A 13563-nucleotide genomic window follows, 5' to 3' on the forward strand; every position below is an offset into this window, starting at 1 on the left:
GTGGTGGTTCAGCAGGGGGACGCTGTCCCCCTGCACCCCCTGCCAGGGGGCAAGGGCCCCCTGGACCACCGGCAATAGATGCATGAAGCGAGGGGGGCCGAAGTGCCCCCCTCGCTTCATGCATGTAAAGTCCTGGCGGGGTCTGGGGGGCGCCACGCCCCCCAGCGGGGGTGCGGGGGCAGCGCCCCCGCCAACCGCCCGCCGCTACGCCGACGCCAGCCGCGCCAGCAGGCGCGCGTGGCTGCGGGTGCCCTGGTGGAAGCAGCGCATGTCGAACTTCTCGTTCGGGCTGTGCACCTGGTCGTCTTCCAGTCCGAAGCCCATCAGCACGGTGTCGAGCCCGAGCACGTCCTTCATCGAGGACACGACGGGGATCGATCCGCCGCAGCCGATCATCGCGGCGGGCTTGCCGTATTCATCGGCCAGCGCGGCCTGGGCGGCACGGACGAAGGCGCTGTCGGCGGGCACCTCGATCCCCGGGCTGGCGCTGCCGCCCTGGAAGGTGGCGGTGGCGTCGGCGGGCAGGCGGGCGCGGACGAAATCCTTGAAGGCATCGAAGACCTTGTCGTGGTGCTGGCCGGGCACCAGGCGGAAGGTGATCTTTGCATGCGCCTCGCTCGGGATCACCGTCTTGCTGCCCGGGCCGGTATAGCCGCCCCAGATGCCGTTGATGTCGGCGGTCGGCCGCGCCCAGAGGCGTTCCAGCGCGCCGCGGTTCTTCTCGCCGACCGGCACGGAGAGCCCGATGGCGCCGAGGAAATCGTGTTCCGAGAAGCCGAGCGCCTGCCACTGCGCGCGCAGTTCCGGGGAGACTTCCGGGATGCCGTCATAGAAGCCCGGCAGCTGCACGCGGCCTTCGCTGTCGTGCAGGTCGCCCAGGATCTTCGTGATCAGGTTGTTCGGGTTCAGCGCGCTGCCGCCATACATGCCGGAATGCAGGTCCCGGTTAGCCGCCTTGATGTCGAGCTGCACGAAGACCATGCCGCGCAGGCGGGTGGAGAGTGCCGGCGTGTCGATGTCCCACATCCCCGTATCGCTGATGATGGCGACATCGGCCGCGAGCTCCGCCTTGTTCGCCGCCATGAAGGGGGCGAGGTTCGGGGAGCCGATCTCCTCCTCGCCCTCGATGACGGCGGTGATGGCGCAGGGCGGGCCGCCGGCGATGGTGTGCCAGGCGCGCATCGCCTCGATCCACATGAGCGTCTGGCCCTTGTCGTCCACCGCGCCGCGCGCGACGACGCGCTTGCCATGCGGGCCATCGACCACCACGGGCTCGAAGGGCGGGCTGGTCCAGAGCTCCAGCGGGTCCGGCGGCTGCACGTCGTAGTGGCCGTAGTAGAGGAGGTGCTGGGCCTTGGCGGCACCCTTGGGGCCAGGATGGTGCGCGACGACGACGGGGTGCTTCGGCGTCTGGCGGAGGGACGCGGTGAAGCCGATGGCGGTCAGCTGGTCCCGCACCCATTCGGCGGCGCGCACGCAATCCGCGGCGTGGTCGGGCTGCGCGCTGATGGAGGGGATGCGCAGCCACTCCACCAGGCGCCCGACGGCGGCGTCGTGGTCCTTGTCGATGGCGGCGAGCAGCTTGTCGGTCAGGTCCATACTCACACTCCGGTCTTCAGTCGTCGGATGAGGGCGAAGGCCGCGGCGACGGTCGCGGCGCGGATCGCCGTGCGGTCGCCGGGAAACACATGGCGCTCCACCAGCGTCAGCGATGCGTTGGCGGCGCCGATGTAGACGAGGCCGACGGGCTTCTCCGCCGATCCGCCGCCGGGCCCCGCGATCCCGGTGCAGGAGACGGCGATGGAGGCGCCGGAACGGGCACGGGCGCCCTCCGCCATGGCATGGGCGACGGCCTCGCTGACGGCGCCCACGGCCTCGATCGTGGCGGGCGGCACGCCGAGCATGCTGGCCTTGGCCTCGTTGGAGTAGGTGACGAAGCCCGCCAGCACGGTGGCGGAGGAGCCGGGCACGGCGGTCAGCGCGGCGGCGATCAGCCCGCCGGTGCAGCTTTCGGCCGTGGCCAGCGTCTCCTGCGCGGATTGCAACTCGGCCAGCAGCGCGGCGGCATCGTCCAGCGTGGCGTCGGGCAGCATCAATCGAGGATCCCCGGATAGAAGCGGGTGAAGGCCAGGAGGCCCGCGGCGCCGATCAGCCCCGCGACGATGTCGTCCAGCATGACGCCCATCGCGCCGGGCTGGGCATCGGCCCAGGAGATGGGCCAGGGCTTCACGATATCCAGCGCCCGGAACAGCGCGAAGGCGAGGAAGACGCCGGGGAGCGTGGCCGCGGGCAGGGCGGCGAGCACCAGCAGCATGCCCGCCCCCTCATCCGCCACGAACCAGCCGGGGTCCTCCGTGCTCTCGTTCAGCACCTGGCCCGCAGCCCAATAGCCGGCCACGGCGATCACCAGGGCCACGCCCAGGCACCAGCCAGGCCCCGCCAGTGCCAGCGGCAGCACCACCAGGCTGCCCCAGGTGCCGGGGCCGGGGCGCAGCCGGCCGACGCCGCCCATCGTCGCCACCAGCATGGCGGGCGTCACGGGATGGCGTCCAGGAATCGGTCCAGGGCGGCGATGGCCAGCGGTTCCTCCAGCGTCGGGCAGTGGCCGGTGCCGGGGATGTTCACGAAGTCGAGCCTCGGGTGTTCGTCCCTCATGCGCTGCGCCGTTTCCACCGAGAGCAGTTCCGAAAGCTCTCCGCGCAGCAGCAGCGTCGGCGCGTGGGCGAGCGCGCCGAAGGGCCCCCAGAGGGAGGGCAGCGCGCCGCCGCCCTGCATGGCCTGCGCGATACGGATGTCCCATCGCGGATGCCAGCCGCCGTCATCGCCCCGCGCATAGGTGCCGGCCGCAAAGCGCCGCCAGCCTTCCTCGTCGATCGTGAGCGGCGGCAGCGATGCCTTGAGATGTTCCACGCAGCGATCCAGCGTCGGCAGCGCGGGATCGCGCGCGACGAAGTTCTGGACGTGGTCGAGGCCCACGGGTTCCAGCACCGGCCCCACATCATTCAGCACCGCGCCCGCGATCGCGCCCGGCCGCAGCACCGCCATGACCATGGTCAGGATGCCGCCGAAGCTGGTGCCGACGAAGACCGCGCGGTGGCAATGCAGCGCCGCCATGGCGTCCAGCACGTCCCGCAGGCTTTCCTCGATGGCGTAGCGGGAGAGGCGATCCGATCGTGCGCTCTCCCCATGACCCACATGATCCAGGCAGAGCACCCGCCGCTTGCCGGCATGGCGTTCAGCCAGCGCGGCGAAGTCGTCGCTGTTCCGCGTGATGCCCGACAGGCAGAGGATCGGCGTCCGCGCGGGGTCGCCGGCGAAATCCTGGGCGGAGAGCCGAAGCCCGTCCCGGGCACTGAAGAAAACCCTCACGGACGGCCCTCCAGCAGCGCGGCCAGGGGATGGGGCAGGGATGCCGTCTCCGGGTTCTTCGCGCGGTAGATCACGACATTTTCGATGACGCGCTGCACGTAGTTGCGCGTCTCGCCGAAGGGGATCTGCTCGATCCAGTCGCGCACATCCGGCCCTGACGCCACCCGCGGATCGCCATAGGTGCCGAGCCATTCATCGACGCGCCCCGGCCCGGCATTGTAGGCGCCCGCCGCCAGCGGCATCGCGCCGCCATAGCGCGCCAGCATGTCGCTGATATAGGCGCTGCCGAGCCGCATGTTGTGCGCGGCATCCGTCGTCAGCATGCCGAGCTGGTGCGGGATGCCGAGGCGGCGCGCCACCTGCGTCGCAGTGGAGGGCAGCAGCTGCATCAGCCCCCGCGCATTGGCCGATGACACGGCGCTGATGTCGAAATTGCTTTCCTGCCTGGTGATGGCGTTGACCAGCGCGGCCTCCGCGCCATCCGCCGGCGCGGGATAGGGGGCGGGCCAGCCATCCTCCAGCAGGATCACGCCATCGGCGCCGGCCCGGCGCGCGACCCAGACGGCATGGTCCGGCCGCCGGATCGCGACGGCGAGCCGCGCGATCAGCCAGCGGTCGCCGGCATCGGGTGAGAGGTCCTCCATGCGCAGCAGGAAGATCCGCGCGCGGTCGGACTGGCCGAGATCGGCCAGCGTGATGATCGCCCGCGCCAGCTCCCGCCCGATGAAATCCGTGGCCACCTGGGTGGAGGGCGCCGGGGAGGGATGGCGCGAGATGCGTGCCGCCATCTGCGCCGGCGCCTCGCCCAGCGCCAGGCTGGCAAGCTGGCCGTAATAGGCCGTGGGCAGCGCCGCGGCCTCCGTCCACTGCACGCGCGCTTCCGCCACGCGGTTCTGTGCCGCCAGCGCCAGGCCGCGCCAATAGGCCGCGCGGGCGCGGGTGATGACGGAAACGCTGCCCTCCGCCACCCGCGCGAAGTGCCGCTCCGCCCCCGCCGCGTCATTCAGCCGCCGCAGCGCGATGAAGCCGGCGAGGAACTCGCCCTCCTGCCGCGGCTCGCCGGGCTCCGCCTGGCCATGGCCGGCGGCGACGCGATAGGCGGTGGCGGCATCGCCGAGGCGCAGCAGCTTGCGCGACAGGATCTGGCGTTCCTGCCAGATGGCGCGCGCCGCTTCGGGGGGCAGGTCCCGCTGCAGCGGTTCCGCCGCGATCCAGACGGCGGCGGCCTCCGCATCCCGGTCCTTGCGGCGGAGCATGCGGGCGCGGTCATGCGCGAGCCCGATGTCGCGGCCGCGTGCCTCGCCATCGCGGTCCGCGCGGAAGGCGAGTCGCGCCTCCGCGATCGCGCGCCGCGTCCCGTCCAGCCGCGCCATGGTCCGCGCCGCGGCGGTGGCCTGGTTTTCCCAGATCAGCCGGTCCACGCGGCGCCAATGGTCGTCCCCGGTCAGGATGGGGTTGTTGCGGTCCAGGAAGGCGGCCTCGGCCGCGGCATCCGCCGGCGCGTCCCGCCAGGCGGCGCGCAGCATCGGCGCGGCCTGGGCGCCCTGGCCTGCCCGCCCCAGCGCATCGGCGAAGCGCTGCGCGCCATCCAATGTCCGGGGCGGGCTGCGGCCGAACTGGCGCAGCACCAGCGCGTCATCCGCTTCCGTCACCAGCAATTCCTCGGCGCGGCGGGCGATGGTCTCCGGGAAGGGCCAGGCGGGGTTCTCCTCCAGCCAGGTCACCACCTCCCGCGCGCTGGCGCCGGAGGCCCGGGCCTGCATCCGCCACCAGGCGACGATCTTGGCGGCCAGGGGATCGGCGGCGAGCGCCAGACTCTCCGCCTCCAGGAACCGGTTCTGCTGCGCAGCCGCCAGTGCCTGGCGGCCGGCGAGGCGCGAGCCCTCGCTCGCCCAGGGCTGGGCGGCGGCGGGAAGCGGGAGGAGGAGGGGCAGGAGCAGCAGGATGCGGCGCATGGGCCGGGACCATAACCCGATCCGCGCCGGATTCCCCATCCCCCATCCCTGAGCCCTGCGGCGACCTTGCTCCGGCGCGGCCGCGCCACTAGGTTCCACGGCTCACACGAGCCACGGATAAGAGAGAGATCATGTTCAGGGGATCGCTGGTCGCGCTGATCACGCCCATGCAGGCCGACGGGTCCCTGGACGCGAAAGCCTTCACCGACTTCGTCGAATGGCAGATCGCCGAGGGGACGCAGGGCATCATCCCCTGCGGCACCACGGGCGAGAGCCCGACCCTGTCGCATGAGGAACACCACGAGGTCGTCGATCTCGCCATCAAGGCGTCGGGTGGCCGCGTGCCCGTCATCGCCGGCACGGGCAGCAACAGCACCGCGGAAGCCGTGGCGCTGACGAAGCACGCCAAGGCCGCCGGTGCGGATGCCGCGCTGGTCGTCACGCCCTACTACAACAAGCCGACGCAGGAAGGGCTCTACCTGCACTTCATGGCGATCGCCGATGCCGTGGACCTGCCCATCATCATCTACAACATTCCCCCCCGCAGCGTGATCGACATGACGGTCGAGACGATGGGGCGCCTGGCGAAGCACCCGAACATCGTGGGCGTGAAGGATGCGACGGCGAACCTGGCCCGCCCGCTGCACACCCGCGCCGCCTGCGGCCCCGATTTCTGTCAGCTGAGCGGCGAGGACCACACGGCACTCGCCTATCTCGGCGCCGGCGGGCATGGCTGCATCAGCGTCACCGCCAATATCGCGCCGCGGCTGTGCCGGGAGATGCATGATGCCTGGGCGGCGGGCCGCATCGCGGAGGCGATCGCCATCCAGGACCGGCTGCTGCCGGTGCATGACGCGATGTTCTGCGAGACCTCGCCCGGCCCGGTGAAGTATGCGGCGAGCCTGCTCGGCCGTGGCACGGACCATTGCCGCCTGCCGCTGGCGCCGACCGCCGATGCCACCAAGGCGCGCGTGCGCGCCGCGATGACGGGAGCAGGGCTGCTGAACTGAGCGCCCCGCGCCCAGTCGCCCGGACACCATGGCGGAACCCCGCAAGAAAGGCCTGATCAGCCACGGCATCGCCTCGCAGAACCGCAAGGCGCGCTACGACTACAAGATCGGCGACACGATCGAGGCCGGCATGATGCTGGTGGGGCCAGAGGTGAAAAGCCTCCGCGCCGGCCGCGCGACCCTGACCGAGGCCTGGGCCGGGGAGCGGGACGGGGAGATGTTCCTCTTCAACGCCTATATCCCCGAATGGCAGGCGGGAAGCTACGTCGCCAATTTCGAGCCTCGACGGCCGCGCAAGCTGCTGCTGCACCGCAAGCAGGTGCGCGACCTCTCCAGCGCCATCGCCCGGGACGGCATCACGCTGGTGCCGCTGCAGATCCACTTCAACGACCGCGGCATGGCGAAAGTCCTGCTGGGCGTCGGCGAAGGCAAGAAGAAGCACGACAAGCGCGCCTCCATCGCCGACCGCGACTGGCAGCGGGACAAGGCGCGGCTGATGCGGAACCGGGGGTAGCGCGGGTTGCCGCAGGGAGGGCGTTGCCCTCCCCGCACCCCACCCACCAAGGGCCAGCGGGCCCTTGGGACCCATGAGATCGGTGGATGGAGGGAGGGGCACCGCGCGACCGCGGGTCTTGAACGCGCGCCTCGCCCCTCCCTCCATCCACCGATAGCCTCGCGGTCCAGGGGCGCGACGCCCCTGGCGCAGGAGAGGTGCGGAGAGGGGCGCGCAGCCCCTCTCTGCGGCCACGGGCGCCACCCCTCGACATCCGCGCCTCGCCGGCGCCACGCTCCGCCCGCTGATTCGGGGGCATCGATGCGGGCGTGGGCGATCCTTCTTCTGGTGGTCCTGGCAGGGTGTGCCGGCGCGCCGGCGGGGCGGGAGGAAACGCACAGCGTGCCGATCCCGGGCGCCTTCCAGGCCATCACGGTGAAGCTGTGCCGGCCTGGCGTCCCGGGGGTGGTGCCGCTGGCCGTCGTCAACCATGGCTCGCCGGCCCAGGCGTCGGACCGCGCGACGGCGCGGCTGGCGGAGTGCGGGTCGGAGGCGGTGTCCTGGTTCACCCGCCGCGGCTTCGCGGTGCTGCTGCCGTTGCGGCGCGGCTATGGCGAGAGCGGCGGCGACTGGGCAGAGGGCTATGGCCGTTGCGCCGACCCCTTCTATGCACCGGCGGGGCGGGAAACGGCACGGGACATCCGCGCCGCGATCGAGTTTGCCATCGCGCTGCCGGAGATCCGGCCCGATGGCGTGCTGGTGGTGGGGCAATCCGCGGGCGGCTGGGGGGCGCTGGCCCTGGCGGCTGAGGATCCGCCCATGGTCGGCGCGCTGGTCAGCATGGCGGGGGGGCGGGGAGGCTGGGCGCAGGGGCGGCCCAACACCAATTGCCGGCCGGAGCGCCTGGTCTCCGCGGCTGGCGAGTATGGGCGCACGGCGAGGCTGCCGATGCTCTGGGTCTATACGGCCAATGACAGCTTCTTCGATGCCGATCTCGCCTTGGCCATGCACCAGGCCTTCACGGCGGCGGGCGGCGCGGCGGAGCTTGAGATGCTGGGGGCCTATGGGCGGGACGGGCATTCCCTGTTCTTCGGGCCGGGCGGCAGCGCGGTGTGGGGCCCGGTCGTCGAAGCCTTCCTGACGGCGAACGGCTACGCGCCACGTGCCGCAACACAGTAATGGCACTGGCCTTGCATCCCACCGGCGCAACGATACCTAACGCCGCCGAGGAGCACCGACATGGATGACGAGGAGGAGGTCCCGCTGGCCGGCAAGGTCCGGGACAAGCTGGTGGAGGCGAAGCAGGGCTGGGCGCGCGATGGCCGCCTGCTGACCGGCACGACCAGCTCGCCGGATCGGGACAGGCTGCCGCCGGGACAGCGGCTGGTGACGGACTTCCCGGTCCTCGACCTCGGCGTGCAGCCCGACGTGAACCGCGCGAACTTCCGGCTGCGGGTGGAGGGACTGTGCGCCGCGCCGCTGCGCCTCACGCTCGACGAGTTCATGGCCCTGCCGCAACAGGAGAGGGTGAACGACATCCACTGCGTCACGCAGTGGTCCCGCTACGACAACAGCTGGCAGGGCGTGCCGGTGCCGGACCTGCTCGCGATGGCGCGCCCGAAGGACGAGGCGCGGTTCGTCGCCCTCACCAGCTATGACGGCTACACCACCAACCTCGCCATGGATGATTTCGCCCGGCCGGAGAACCTCTTCGCGCATAGCTGGGCCGGCGCGCCGCTGGAACGCCAGCATGGCGGGCCGGTGCGGCTGGTGGTGCCGCACCTGTATTTCTGGAAGAGCCCGAAATGGATCACGCGCGTCGAATTGCTGCGGGACGATCGGCCGGGTTTCTGGGAAGTGCGCGGCTACAGCAACCGGGGCGATCCCTGGACGGAGGAGCGCTATGGGTGAGGCATCGAGGCGGGCGATTCTCGCGGCGCCCCTGCTGATGGCGGCGGAAGCCAGCGCCCAGCCGGCGCAGACCGCCTTCGACTTCACGCTGGAGAGCCTGGAAGGCGGGGCGCTGCCGCTTTCGGCCTTCCGTGGCAAGGCGCTGATGGTGGTGAACACCGCCAGCTTCTGCGGCTACACGCCGCAATATTCGGGCCTTCAGCGCCTGCATGACCGCTACGAGGCGCGGGGCTTTGCGGTGCTGGGCGTGCCGTCCAACGACTTCAACCAGGAAAGCCGGGACGCCGCGCGGATCAAGGAATTCTGCGAGACCACCTACGGCATCACCTTCCCGATGGCGACGCTGACCAGCGTGCGCGGCCCGGCGGCGCATCCGCTGTTCGCCTGGCTCGCCGGGCGTGCCGGCGGCCCGCCGCGCTGGAATTTCCACAAGTATCTGGTGGGGCGGGACGGGCGGTCGGTGCGGGCCTTCCCGACGAGCACAGAGCCGGACAGCCCGGTGCTGACACGGGCCGTGGAGGCGGCGCTGGAGGGGCGGCCGCTGGTGTAACAGGGGGGCGCAACCTTCCGCGGTGACCGTCGTTGTTGCGGCATCAACACCCCGGAGCTAACCCCATGAACAGCATCGTCTACATCGTCGGCGCCGTCGTCATCGTGCTGGCCATCCTGAGCTTCATCGGCCTGCGCTGACGCTCAGGGCGCCTCGTCCCACCGCCGCCAGGCCCGCCGCATGGCCCAGGCCGCGGTGGCGACGCCGCCCAGCAGCGTGACGACGACAAGGCCGAGGACGAGCCAGGCGGGATCGACGCTGTCGAGCGCCGATCTGCCCTGTCCGTCATCCAGGCCGACCAGGATGGCGAGCAGCAGGATGGTGCTGCCGAACCCGCCGATGGGCAGGGCGACGAGGCCATGGAACAGCGTGCGGGATCGCCTCGTCGGCTGTCGGGCCTGGCGGTAGCCGAAGGCGCCCAGCAGCAACGCCGGCGTGCCCGACAGGACCCAGTGCAGCACCTGCGGCCCCGACCAGGCGCTGCCATAGGCGACGACATCGACCGCCATGGCGGCGACGATGCCGCAGAGCAGCCCGAAGGAGCCGGCCTTGGCCGCAGGCTTCAGGGAGTCGAATACGTCCGACCGGCGCGCGCCTTGGGCCTGTGCCAGCAGCACGGCAAGGCCTTCCTCGAGCGCTTCCGGCCGTTGGGGCCGGCCAGCGCGCGCGCCGGGCCAGGTCTCCAGCATGCGGGCGAGGCCGTGGCGCTCCGCAGGCCTCAACTGCTCCTCGACCTGCCGCACCAGGGGATCGAGCGCCGGGCCGAGGCGCGCCTCGCCCCGCCGGATTGCGTCCAGGATGCCGTCGGCCGCCACGCCTGATCGCCCTTGCTGCTACGCGATCCGGGCTAGCACGTCGGCGGTTACCGCTTCGAACATCTCGGTCGTGAGCCGGCCGGTATTCGTATTGTAGCGGCTGACATGGTAGCTGTCGGCCAGCAGGCGGCCATCCGGCAGGGTGTGGACGGCGCCATGGGCGAATTTCAGCCGCGACATCGGCAGCCCATAGGCCTTGAGCAGTGCGTTATGCGCCACCAGCCCCAGCGCGATCACCGCGCGAAGCCGGGTCAGCGCCGCCAGTTCGGCCTTCAGGAAGCGGTTGCAGGTGGTGATCTCCGCCGGCGTGGGCAGGTTCTGCGGCGGCACGCAGCGCACGCCGTTCACGATCCGCACGCCCTTCAGCACCATGCCGTCGCGCGGATCCTCCCGGTACTCGCCTTCCGCCAGGCCGAACTTCAGCAGCGTGGCGTAGAGCAGCTTGCCGGCATGGTCGCCGGTGAAGGGGCGCCCCGTGCGGTTCGCGCCGCGCACGCCAGGCGCCAGGCCCAGGACCAGCAGCCTCGAATCCCGCCCGCCCCAGCTGGGCACGGGCGCGTTGTGCCAGCCCGGCTCCCTGGCGCGGTTCTCCAGCCGGTAGGCGACGAGGCGCGGGCAGAGCGGACAGTCCCGGCCGGGTTCCGCCGCATCAGGCGCAGCCGTCACTCCGGCAGGTCCGCCACCGCGTCGCGGAAGGGCTCGGCCGGCGTCGCGCGGCTGCGGTCCGGCGCGCGGGGCGCGGGCACCATGCGGGGGCGCGGCTCGATCTGGCGGCGCGTGATGTCGGGCGCGAGGTCGGCGAGGTCGATGAATTGGTCCGCCTGGCGGCGCAGCTCGTCGCCTACCATGCCGGGCTGGGTGCGGATGGTGGACAGCACGGAGACGCGCAGCCCCTGCTGCTGCACCGCCTCCACCATGCGGCGCAGGTCGCCATCGCCCGCCACCAGCACGACATGGTCGAGCCGGGGGGCGAGGGTCATGACGTCCACGGCCATCTCGATCTCGATATTGCCCTTCACGCGGCGGCGGCCGGCGGCATCGGTGAATTCGCGGGCCGGCTTGGTGACGACGTTGTAGCCGTTGTAGCCCAGCCAATCGACCAGCGGGCGCAGCGGCGAATATTCGTCATTCTCCAGCAGCGCCGTGTAGTAGGAGGCGCGGATGAGCCTGCCATGCCGCCGGAAGAAGCCGAGGAGGCCCTTGTAATCCACGTCGAAGCCGAGGTTCCGGGAGGCGGCGTAGAGATGCGCCCCGTCGATGAACAGGCCAAGCCTCTCCTGAGAATCGAATTGCACCGCGTGATCTTTCGCTCAAAGAGGGTGGAAAATAGCGGAAGCTGGTGGCAGCGCCACCGTCTCGGTTCGGAAAACCCATGAAGTTGATCATCATCGCCATCGGCGCCAACCTACCGGCGTTGGATGGTTCGCCGGCGCTCGAGACCTGTCGCCGCGCTGCGGCCGCCCTGGACCGGCTTCCTGGCTACCGGCTTCGTGCCCTTTCCCGCTGGTTCGCGACGGCGCCCGTGCCGCCTTCTCCCACATCACCGGACTACGTGAATGGCGTGGCGCTGCTGCGGCCCGAAGGCGGTCAGGATGTGGCAGCGGCTCCGGCGGCGCTGCTGCGGGCCCTGCAGGGGATCGAGGACGCCTTCGGCCGCGTCCGGCCGTATCCCAATGCGCCGAGGACCCTCGACCTCGACATCATCGGGATGGATGGGCTGCTGCGGGACACACCAGACCCGATCCTGCCGCACCCGCGGGCGCATCAGCGCGCCTTCGTGCTCGCGCCCTTGTGCGACGTGGCGCCGGGCTGGGTGCATCCCCGGCTCGGCACCACCGCCGCGCAATTGCTGGCGGCGGTGGGAGAGGCGGGGACGCGGCCGCTGGGGTAAGCCGTCAGGAAACCCGGGCCGGCGCGGCGAAGGTTGCGGGGCTGGCGCGTTCGGCCGCCACCAGTTCCGTCAGGAACTGGCGAATATTGGCGCGGATGGCGCCCTCATTCGCCAGGCGCAGCCGTTCCACGGCGGCGAAGGCGGATCCGAAGGACTGGTTGTGACTGACCGCGACCTCCTTCTCGAAGACCGGTGCCCCACCCTCGACGCGAGTCAGGCGATAGAGCACGCGGCTGCGGACGGTAAGGTCGAGGCCCATCAGGGGCTGGTCCAGCGCGACGAGCTGCGCATCGAGGCGGAAGACGCCGCTTTCCATGGACAGCATGGCGTGGGTGGAAAGACTCTGCCGCAGCGCTTGCGCGAAATCGCCGTTCGAGACCTGGGACGCCCAGAGCGGGTTGGTCTCCTGCCCCCCGCCCACCGTCCCGACGCGCACCGCCTGCCGCAGCGCCGATCGGTCGGCGATCATCGTCTGTTCGGACAGGGGCACCGTCATGGCGCCTGGTGTGGCCCCGCTGGCGCAGGCAGCCAGGGAAAACAGCAGGCCGAGCGCGAGCCAGGGCTTGGATCGGCGTTCCGTGATCGTTATGATTGCGGTCATGATGCGAAATGTCTTCTTCCCGATTGTCGCTGGCGTCGCCGTTCTGGCCGTGGCGGGGTGCGGTGCCCGGCAGGTCGAGGCCGTCCAGGAACGGTCCACGCTGGATGATCGCCTGAGTTGTGCGCATATTCAAGGCGAACTCGCAACGAACACCGCCCGCGCGCCGGAACTCGCAGCCGAGGCCGAGCGGCGCGGGCGCGACAGCGTCGGCATGATCCTGCTGATGGGCGTCGCGGGCGCCGCCTTCATCGACGGGGGCGACAGCCAAAGGCAGGAAGCCGCCGCGCTGGAGAGGCGCAATGCCAGGCTGCGTGAGCTTGCGCAGGAGCGCGGCTGCGCTCTCTGACACGCCTGGCAGACGGCTTGCGGCCCGCAGCTTGCATCGACCGGCTTGCAACTGGGGGGCCGGATGGCTAGATCGGAGGTTCACCAGAGGCGGGGAGGGGTCCGTCCGCGCGCATCCGCGCCGGGCCGGGCCCGACTGACCCCGCGGGTTACGGAACTGGAGCCGCCATGGCACGCGTCACGGTCGAGGATTGCATCCTTCGGGTGCCCAACCGCTTCGAACTGGTGCTGCACGCAGCCCAGCGCGCCCGCAACATCAGCCGGGGCGAGGAACTGACGGTCGAGCGCGACAACGACAAGAACCCCGTCGTGGCGCTGCGGGAGATCGCGGACGCCACCGTCGACCTCGACCTGCTGCAGGCCGACCTGGTCAAGTCGCTGCAGCGCGCGCCGGAGCCGGAGCCGGCGGAGGAGGAGGTCCTCGACCTCATCGCCACCGACGAGAACATCTTCGGCGTGATGGACGTGAACGAGGAACAGGTGACCGACGGCGCCGGCCTCGAGGACCTCTCGGCCGACGACATCGAGGCGGCCATCGCCGCCGAGCTCGGCGGGAAGCGCTGACCCCGGAAGCCTGCCGCGGGGGCGTCGCCCCCGCGACCCCAGCAACGGCCCCGGGAGGC

General features: G+C 71.2%; 17 protein-coding genes. 8 read left to right on the forward strand and 9 right to left on the reverse strand.

Annotation, left to right across the window (positions count from 1 at the left end; translation table 11 throughout):
- Nucleotides 1-204 precede the first annotated feature (204 nt).
- From G3576_RS17800 to G3576_RS17820, 5 genes are read right to left on the reverse strand one after another with little or no spacing between them, the layout of a single operon-like run.
- A complete protein-coding gene (locus G3576_RS17800; RefSeq protein WP_164695787.1) occupies nt 205-1599 on the reverse strand; it encodes a dipeptidase in 1395 nt (464 codons plus the stop codon).
- A gap of 2 nt (nt 1600-1601) precedes the next feature.
- Entirely contained in the window at nt 1602-2093 is a 492-nt protein-coding gene (locus G3576_RS17805) for a CinA family protein (RefSeq protein ID WP_164695788.1), read from the reverse strand.
- Nucleotides 2093-2539, reverse strand: a complete 447-nt coding sequence (locus G3576_RS17810) for a phosphatidylglycerophosphatase A family protein (RefSeq protein WP_328729301.1) — start codon at nt 2537-2539, stop codon at nt 2093-2095. Before G3576_RS17810 ends, G3576_RS17805 begins: the two co-directional genes overlap by 1 nt.
- A complete protein-coding gene (locus tag G3576_RS17815; RefSeq protein ID WP_164695789.1) occupies nt 2536-3369 on the reverse strand; it encodes an alpha/beta fold hydrolase in 834 nt (277 codons plus the stop codon). The genes G3576_RS17810 and G3576_RS17815 overlap by 4 nt, the downstream gene beginning before the upstream one ends.
- A complete protein-coding gene (locus G3576_RS17820; RefSeq protein ID WP_164695790.1) occupies nt 3366-5324 on the reverse strand; it encodes a lytic transglycosylase domain-containing protein in 1959 nt (652 codons plus the stop codon). The genes G3576_RS17815 and G3576_RS17820 overlap by 4 nt, the downstream gene beginning before the upstream one ends.
- Before the next feature lie 131 nt (nt 5325-5455).
- Here G3576_RS17820 and dapA point away from each other — a divergent pair, with 131 nt between their 5' ends.
- The 5 genes from dapA to G3576_RS17845 all read left to right on the forward strand — a co-directional run bounded on the left by dapA (nt 5456) and on the right by G3576_RS17845 (nt 9288).
- Entirely contained in the window at nt 5456-6334 is an 879-nt protein-coding gene (dapA, locus tag G3576_RS17825; RefSeq protein ID WP_164695791.1) for a 4-hydroxy-tetrahydrodipicolinate synthase, read from the forward strand.
- Nucleotides 6335-6362: 28 nt separating this feature from the next.
- Nucleotides 6363-6848 (forward strand): SsrA-binding protein SmpB, encoded by a 486-nt coding sequence (gene smpB / locus G3576_RS17830; RefSeq protein ID WP_164695792.1) that lies wholly within the window; start codon nt 6363-6365, stop codon nt 6846-6848.
- Between the two features lie 381 nt (nt 6849-7229).
- The gene (locus G3576_RS17835) at nt 7230-8006 is read left to right on the forward strand and encodes an alpha/beta hydrolase family protein (RefSeq protein WP_207622887.1); all 777 of its coding nucleotides are present in this window, start codon (nt 7230-7232) and stop codon (nt 8004-8006) included.
- Between the two features lie 60 nt (nt 8007-8066).
- Nucleotides 8067-8738: a sulfite oxidase-like oxidoreductase gene (locus tag G3576_RS17840; protein ID WP_164695794.1), complete on the forward strand. Its 672-nt coding sequence runs from the start codon at nt 8067-8069 to the stop codon at nt 8736-8738.
- Nucleotides 8731-9288: a glutathione peroxidase gene (locus G3576_RS17845; protein ID WP_164695795.1), complete on the forward strand. Its 558-nt coding sequence runs from the start codon at nt 8731-8733 to the stop codon at nt 9286-9288. Before G3576_RS17840 ends, G3576_RS17845 begins: the two co-directional genes overlap by 8 nt.
- A gap of 143 nt (nt 9289-9431) precedes the next feature.
- Here the strand turns inward: G3576_RS17845 and G3576_RS17850 are convergent, their stop codons facing one another.
- Genes G3576_RS17850 through G3576_RS17860 form a run of 3 tightly spaced genes read right to left on the reverse strand, consistent with a single transcriptional unit; the run spans nt 9432 to nt 11398 of the window.
- Nucleotides 9432-10103, reverse strand: coding sequence for a hypothetical protein (locus tag G3576_RS17850; protein ID WP_164695796.1), 672 nt, complete (start codon nt 10101-10103; stop codon nt 9432-9434).
- An 18-nt stretch (nt 10104-10121) separates the two neighbouring features.
- Nucleotides 10122-10769 (reverse strand): uracil-DNA glycosylase, encoded by a 648-nt coding sequence (locus G3576_RS17855; RefSeq protein WP_164695797.1) that lies wholly within the window; start codon nt 10767-10769, stop codon nt 10122-10124.
- Nucleotides 10766-11398 carry a LabA-like NYN domain-containing protein gene (locus G3576_RS17860; protein ID WP_164695798.1) on the reverse strand — a complete coding sequence of 211 codons (633 nt, stop codon included), beginning with the start codon at nt 11396-11398 and terminating at the stop codon, nt 10766-10768. The genes G3576_RS17855 and G3576_RS17860 overlap by 4 nt, the downstream gene beginning before the upstream one ends.
- Nucleotides 11399-11475: 77 nt before the next feature.
- On the opposite strand from G3576_RS17860, the gene folK reads away from it, so the two are divergent.
- Complete coding sequence (gene folK, locus G3576_RS17865) at nt 11476-11994, forward strand: 2-amino-4-hydroxy-6-hydroxymethyldihydropteridine diphosphokinase (protein ID WP_164695799.1); 519 nt, start codon at nt 11476-11478, stop codon at nt 11992-11994.
- A 4-nt stretch (nt 11995-11998) separates the two neighbouring features.
- Here folK and G3576_RS17870 read toward each other — a convergent pair whose 3' ends face one another.
- Nucleotides 11999-12595: a hypothetical protein gene (locus tag G3576_RS17870; protein WP_164695800.1), complete on the reverse strand. Its 597-nt coding sequence runs from the start codon at nt 12593-12595 to the stop codon at nt 11999-12001.
- Here G3576_RS17870 and G3576_RS17875 point away from each other — a divergent pair.
- Nucleotides 12582-12941: a hypothetical protein gene (locus G3576_RS17875; RefSeq protein ID WP_164695801.1), complete on the forward strand. Its 360-nt coding sequence runs from the start codon at nt 12582-12584 to the stop codon at nt 12939-12941. The genes G3576_RS17870 and G3576_RS17875 overlap by 14 nt on opposite strands.
- Nucleotides 12942-13108: 167 nt before the next feature.
- Nucleotides 13109-13504, forward strand: coding sequence for a DNA-directed RNA polymerase subunit omega (gene rpoZ, locus G3576_RS17880; RefSeq protein WP_164695802.1), 396 nt, complete (start codon nt 13109-13111; stop codon nt 13502-13504).
- The last annotated feature ends 59 nt before the right edge of the window (nt 13505-13563 follow it).

Origin of the sequence: Falsiroseomonas algicola (genome assembly GCF_011040385.1) — a bacterium.
Taxonomy (GTDB): domain Bacteria; phylum Pseudomonadota; class Alphaproteobacteria; order Acetobacterales; family Acetobacteraceae; genus Falsiroseomonas; species Falsiroseomonas algicola.

Bases quoted from the DNA above. Each gene is read 5' to 3' on its own strand.
- G3576_RS17800 (WP_164695787.1), bottom strand. From the start codon at position 1,599: ATGGACCTGACCGACAAGCTGCTCGCCGCCATCGACAAGGACCACGAC.
- G3576_RS17805 (WP_164695788.1), bottom strand. From the start codon at position 2,093: ATGCTGCCCGACGCCACGCTGGACGATGCCGCCGCGCTGCTGGCCGAG.
- G3576_RS17820 (WP_164695790.1), bottom strand. From the start codon at position 5,324: ATGCGCCGCATCCTGCTGCTCCTGCCCCTCCTCCTCCCGCTTCCCGCC.
- dapA (WP_164695791.1), top strand. From the start codon at position 5,456: ATGTTCAGGGGATCGCTGGTCGCGCTGATCACGCCCATGCAGGCCGAC.
- smpB (WP_164695792.1), top strand. From the start codon at position 6,363: ATGGCGGAACCCCGCAAGAAAGGCCTGATCAGCCACGGCATCGCCTCG.
- G3576_RS17840 (WP_164695794.1), top strand. From the start codon at position 8,067: ATGGATGACGAGGAGGAGGTCCCGCTGGCCGGCAAGGTCCGGGACAAG.
- G3576_RS17845 (WP_164695795.1), top strand. From the start codon at position 8,731: ATGGGTGAGGCATCGAGGCGGGCGATTCTCGCGGCGCCCCTGCTGATG.
- folK (WP_164695799.1), top strand. From the start codon at position 11,476: ATGAAGTTGATCATCATCGCCATCGGCGCCAACCTACCGGCGTTGGAT.
- G3576_RS17875 (WP_164695801.1), top strand. From the start codon at position 12,582: ATGATTGCGGTCATGATGCGAAATGTCTTCTTCCCGATTGTCGCTGGC.
- G3576_RS17870 (WP_164695800.1), bottom strand. From the start codon at position 12,595: ATGACCGCAATCATAACGATCACGGAACGCCGATCCAAGCCCTGGCTC.
- rpoZ (WP_164695802.1), top strand. From the start codon at position 13,109: ATGGCACGCGTCACGGTCGAGGATTGCATCCTTCGGGTGCCCAACCGC.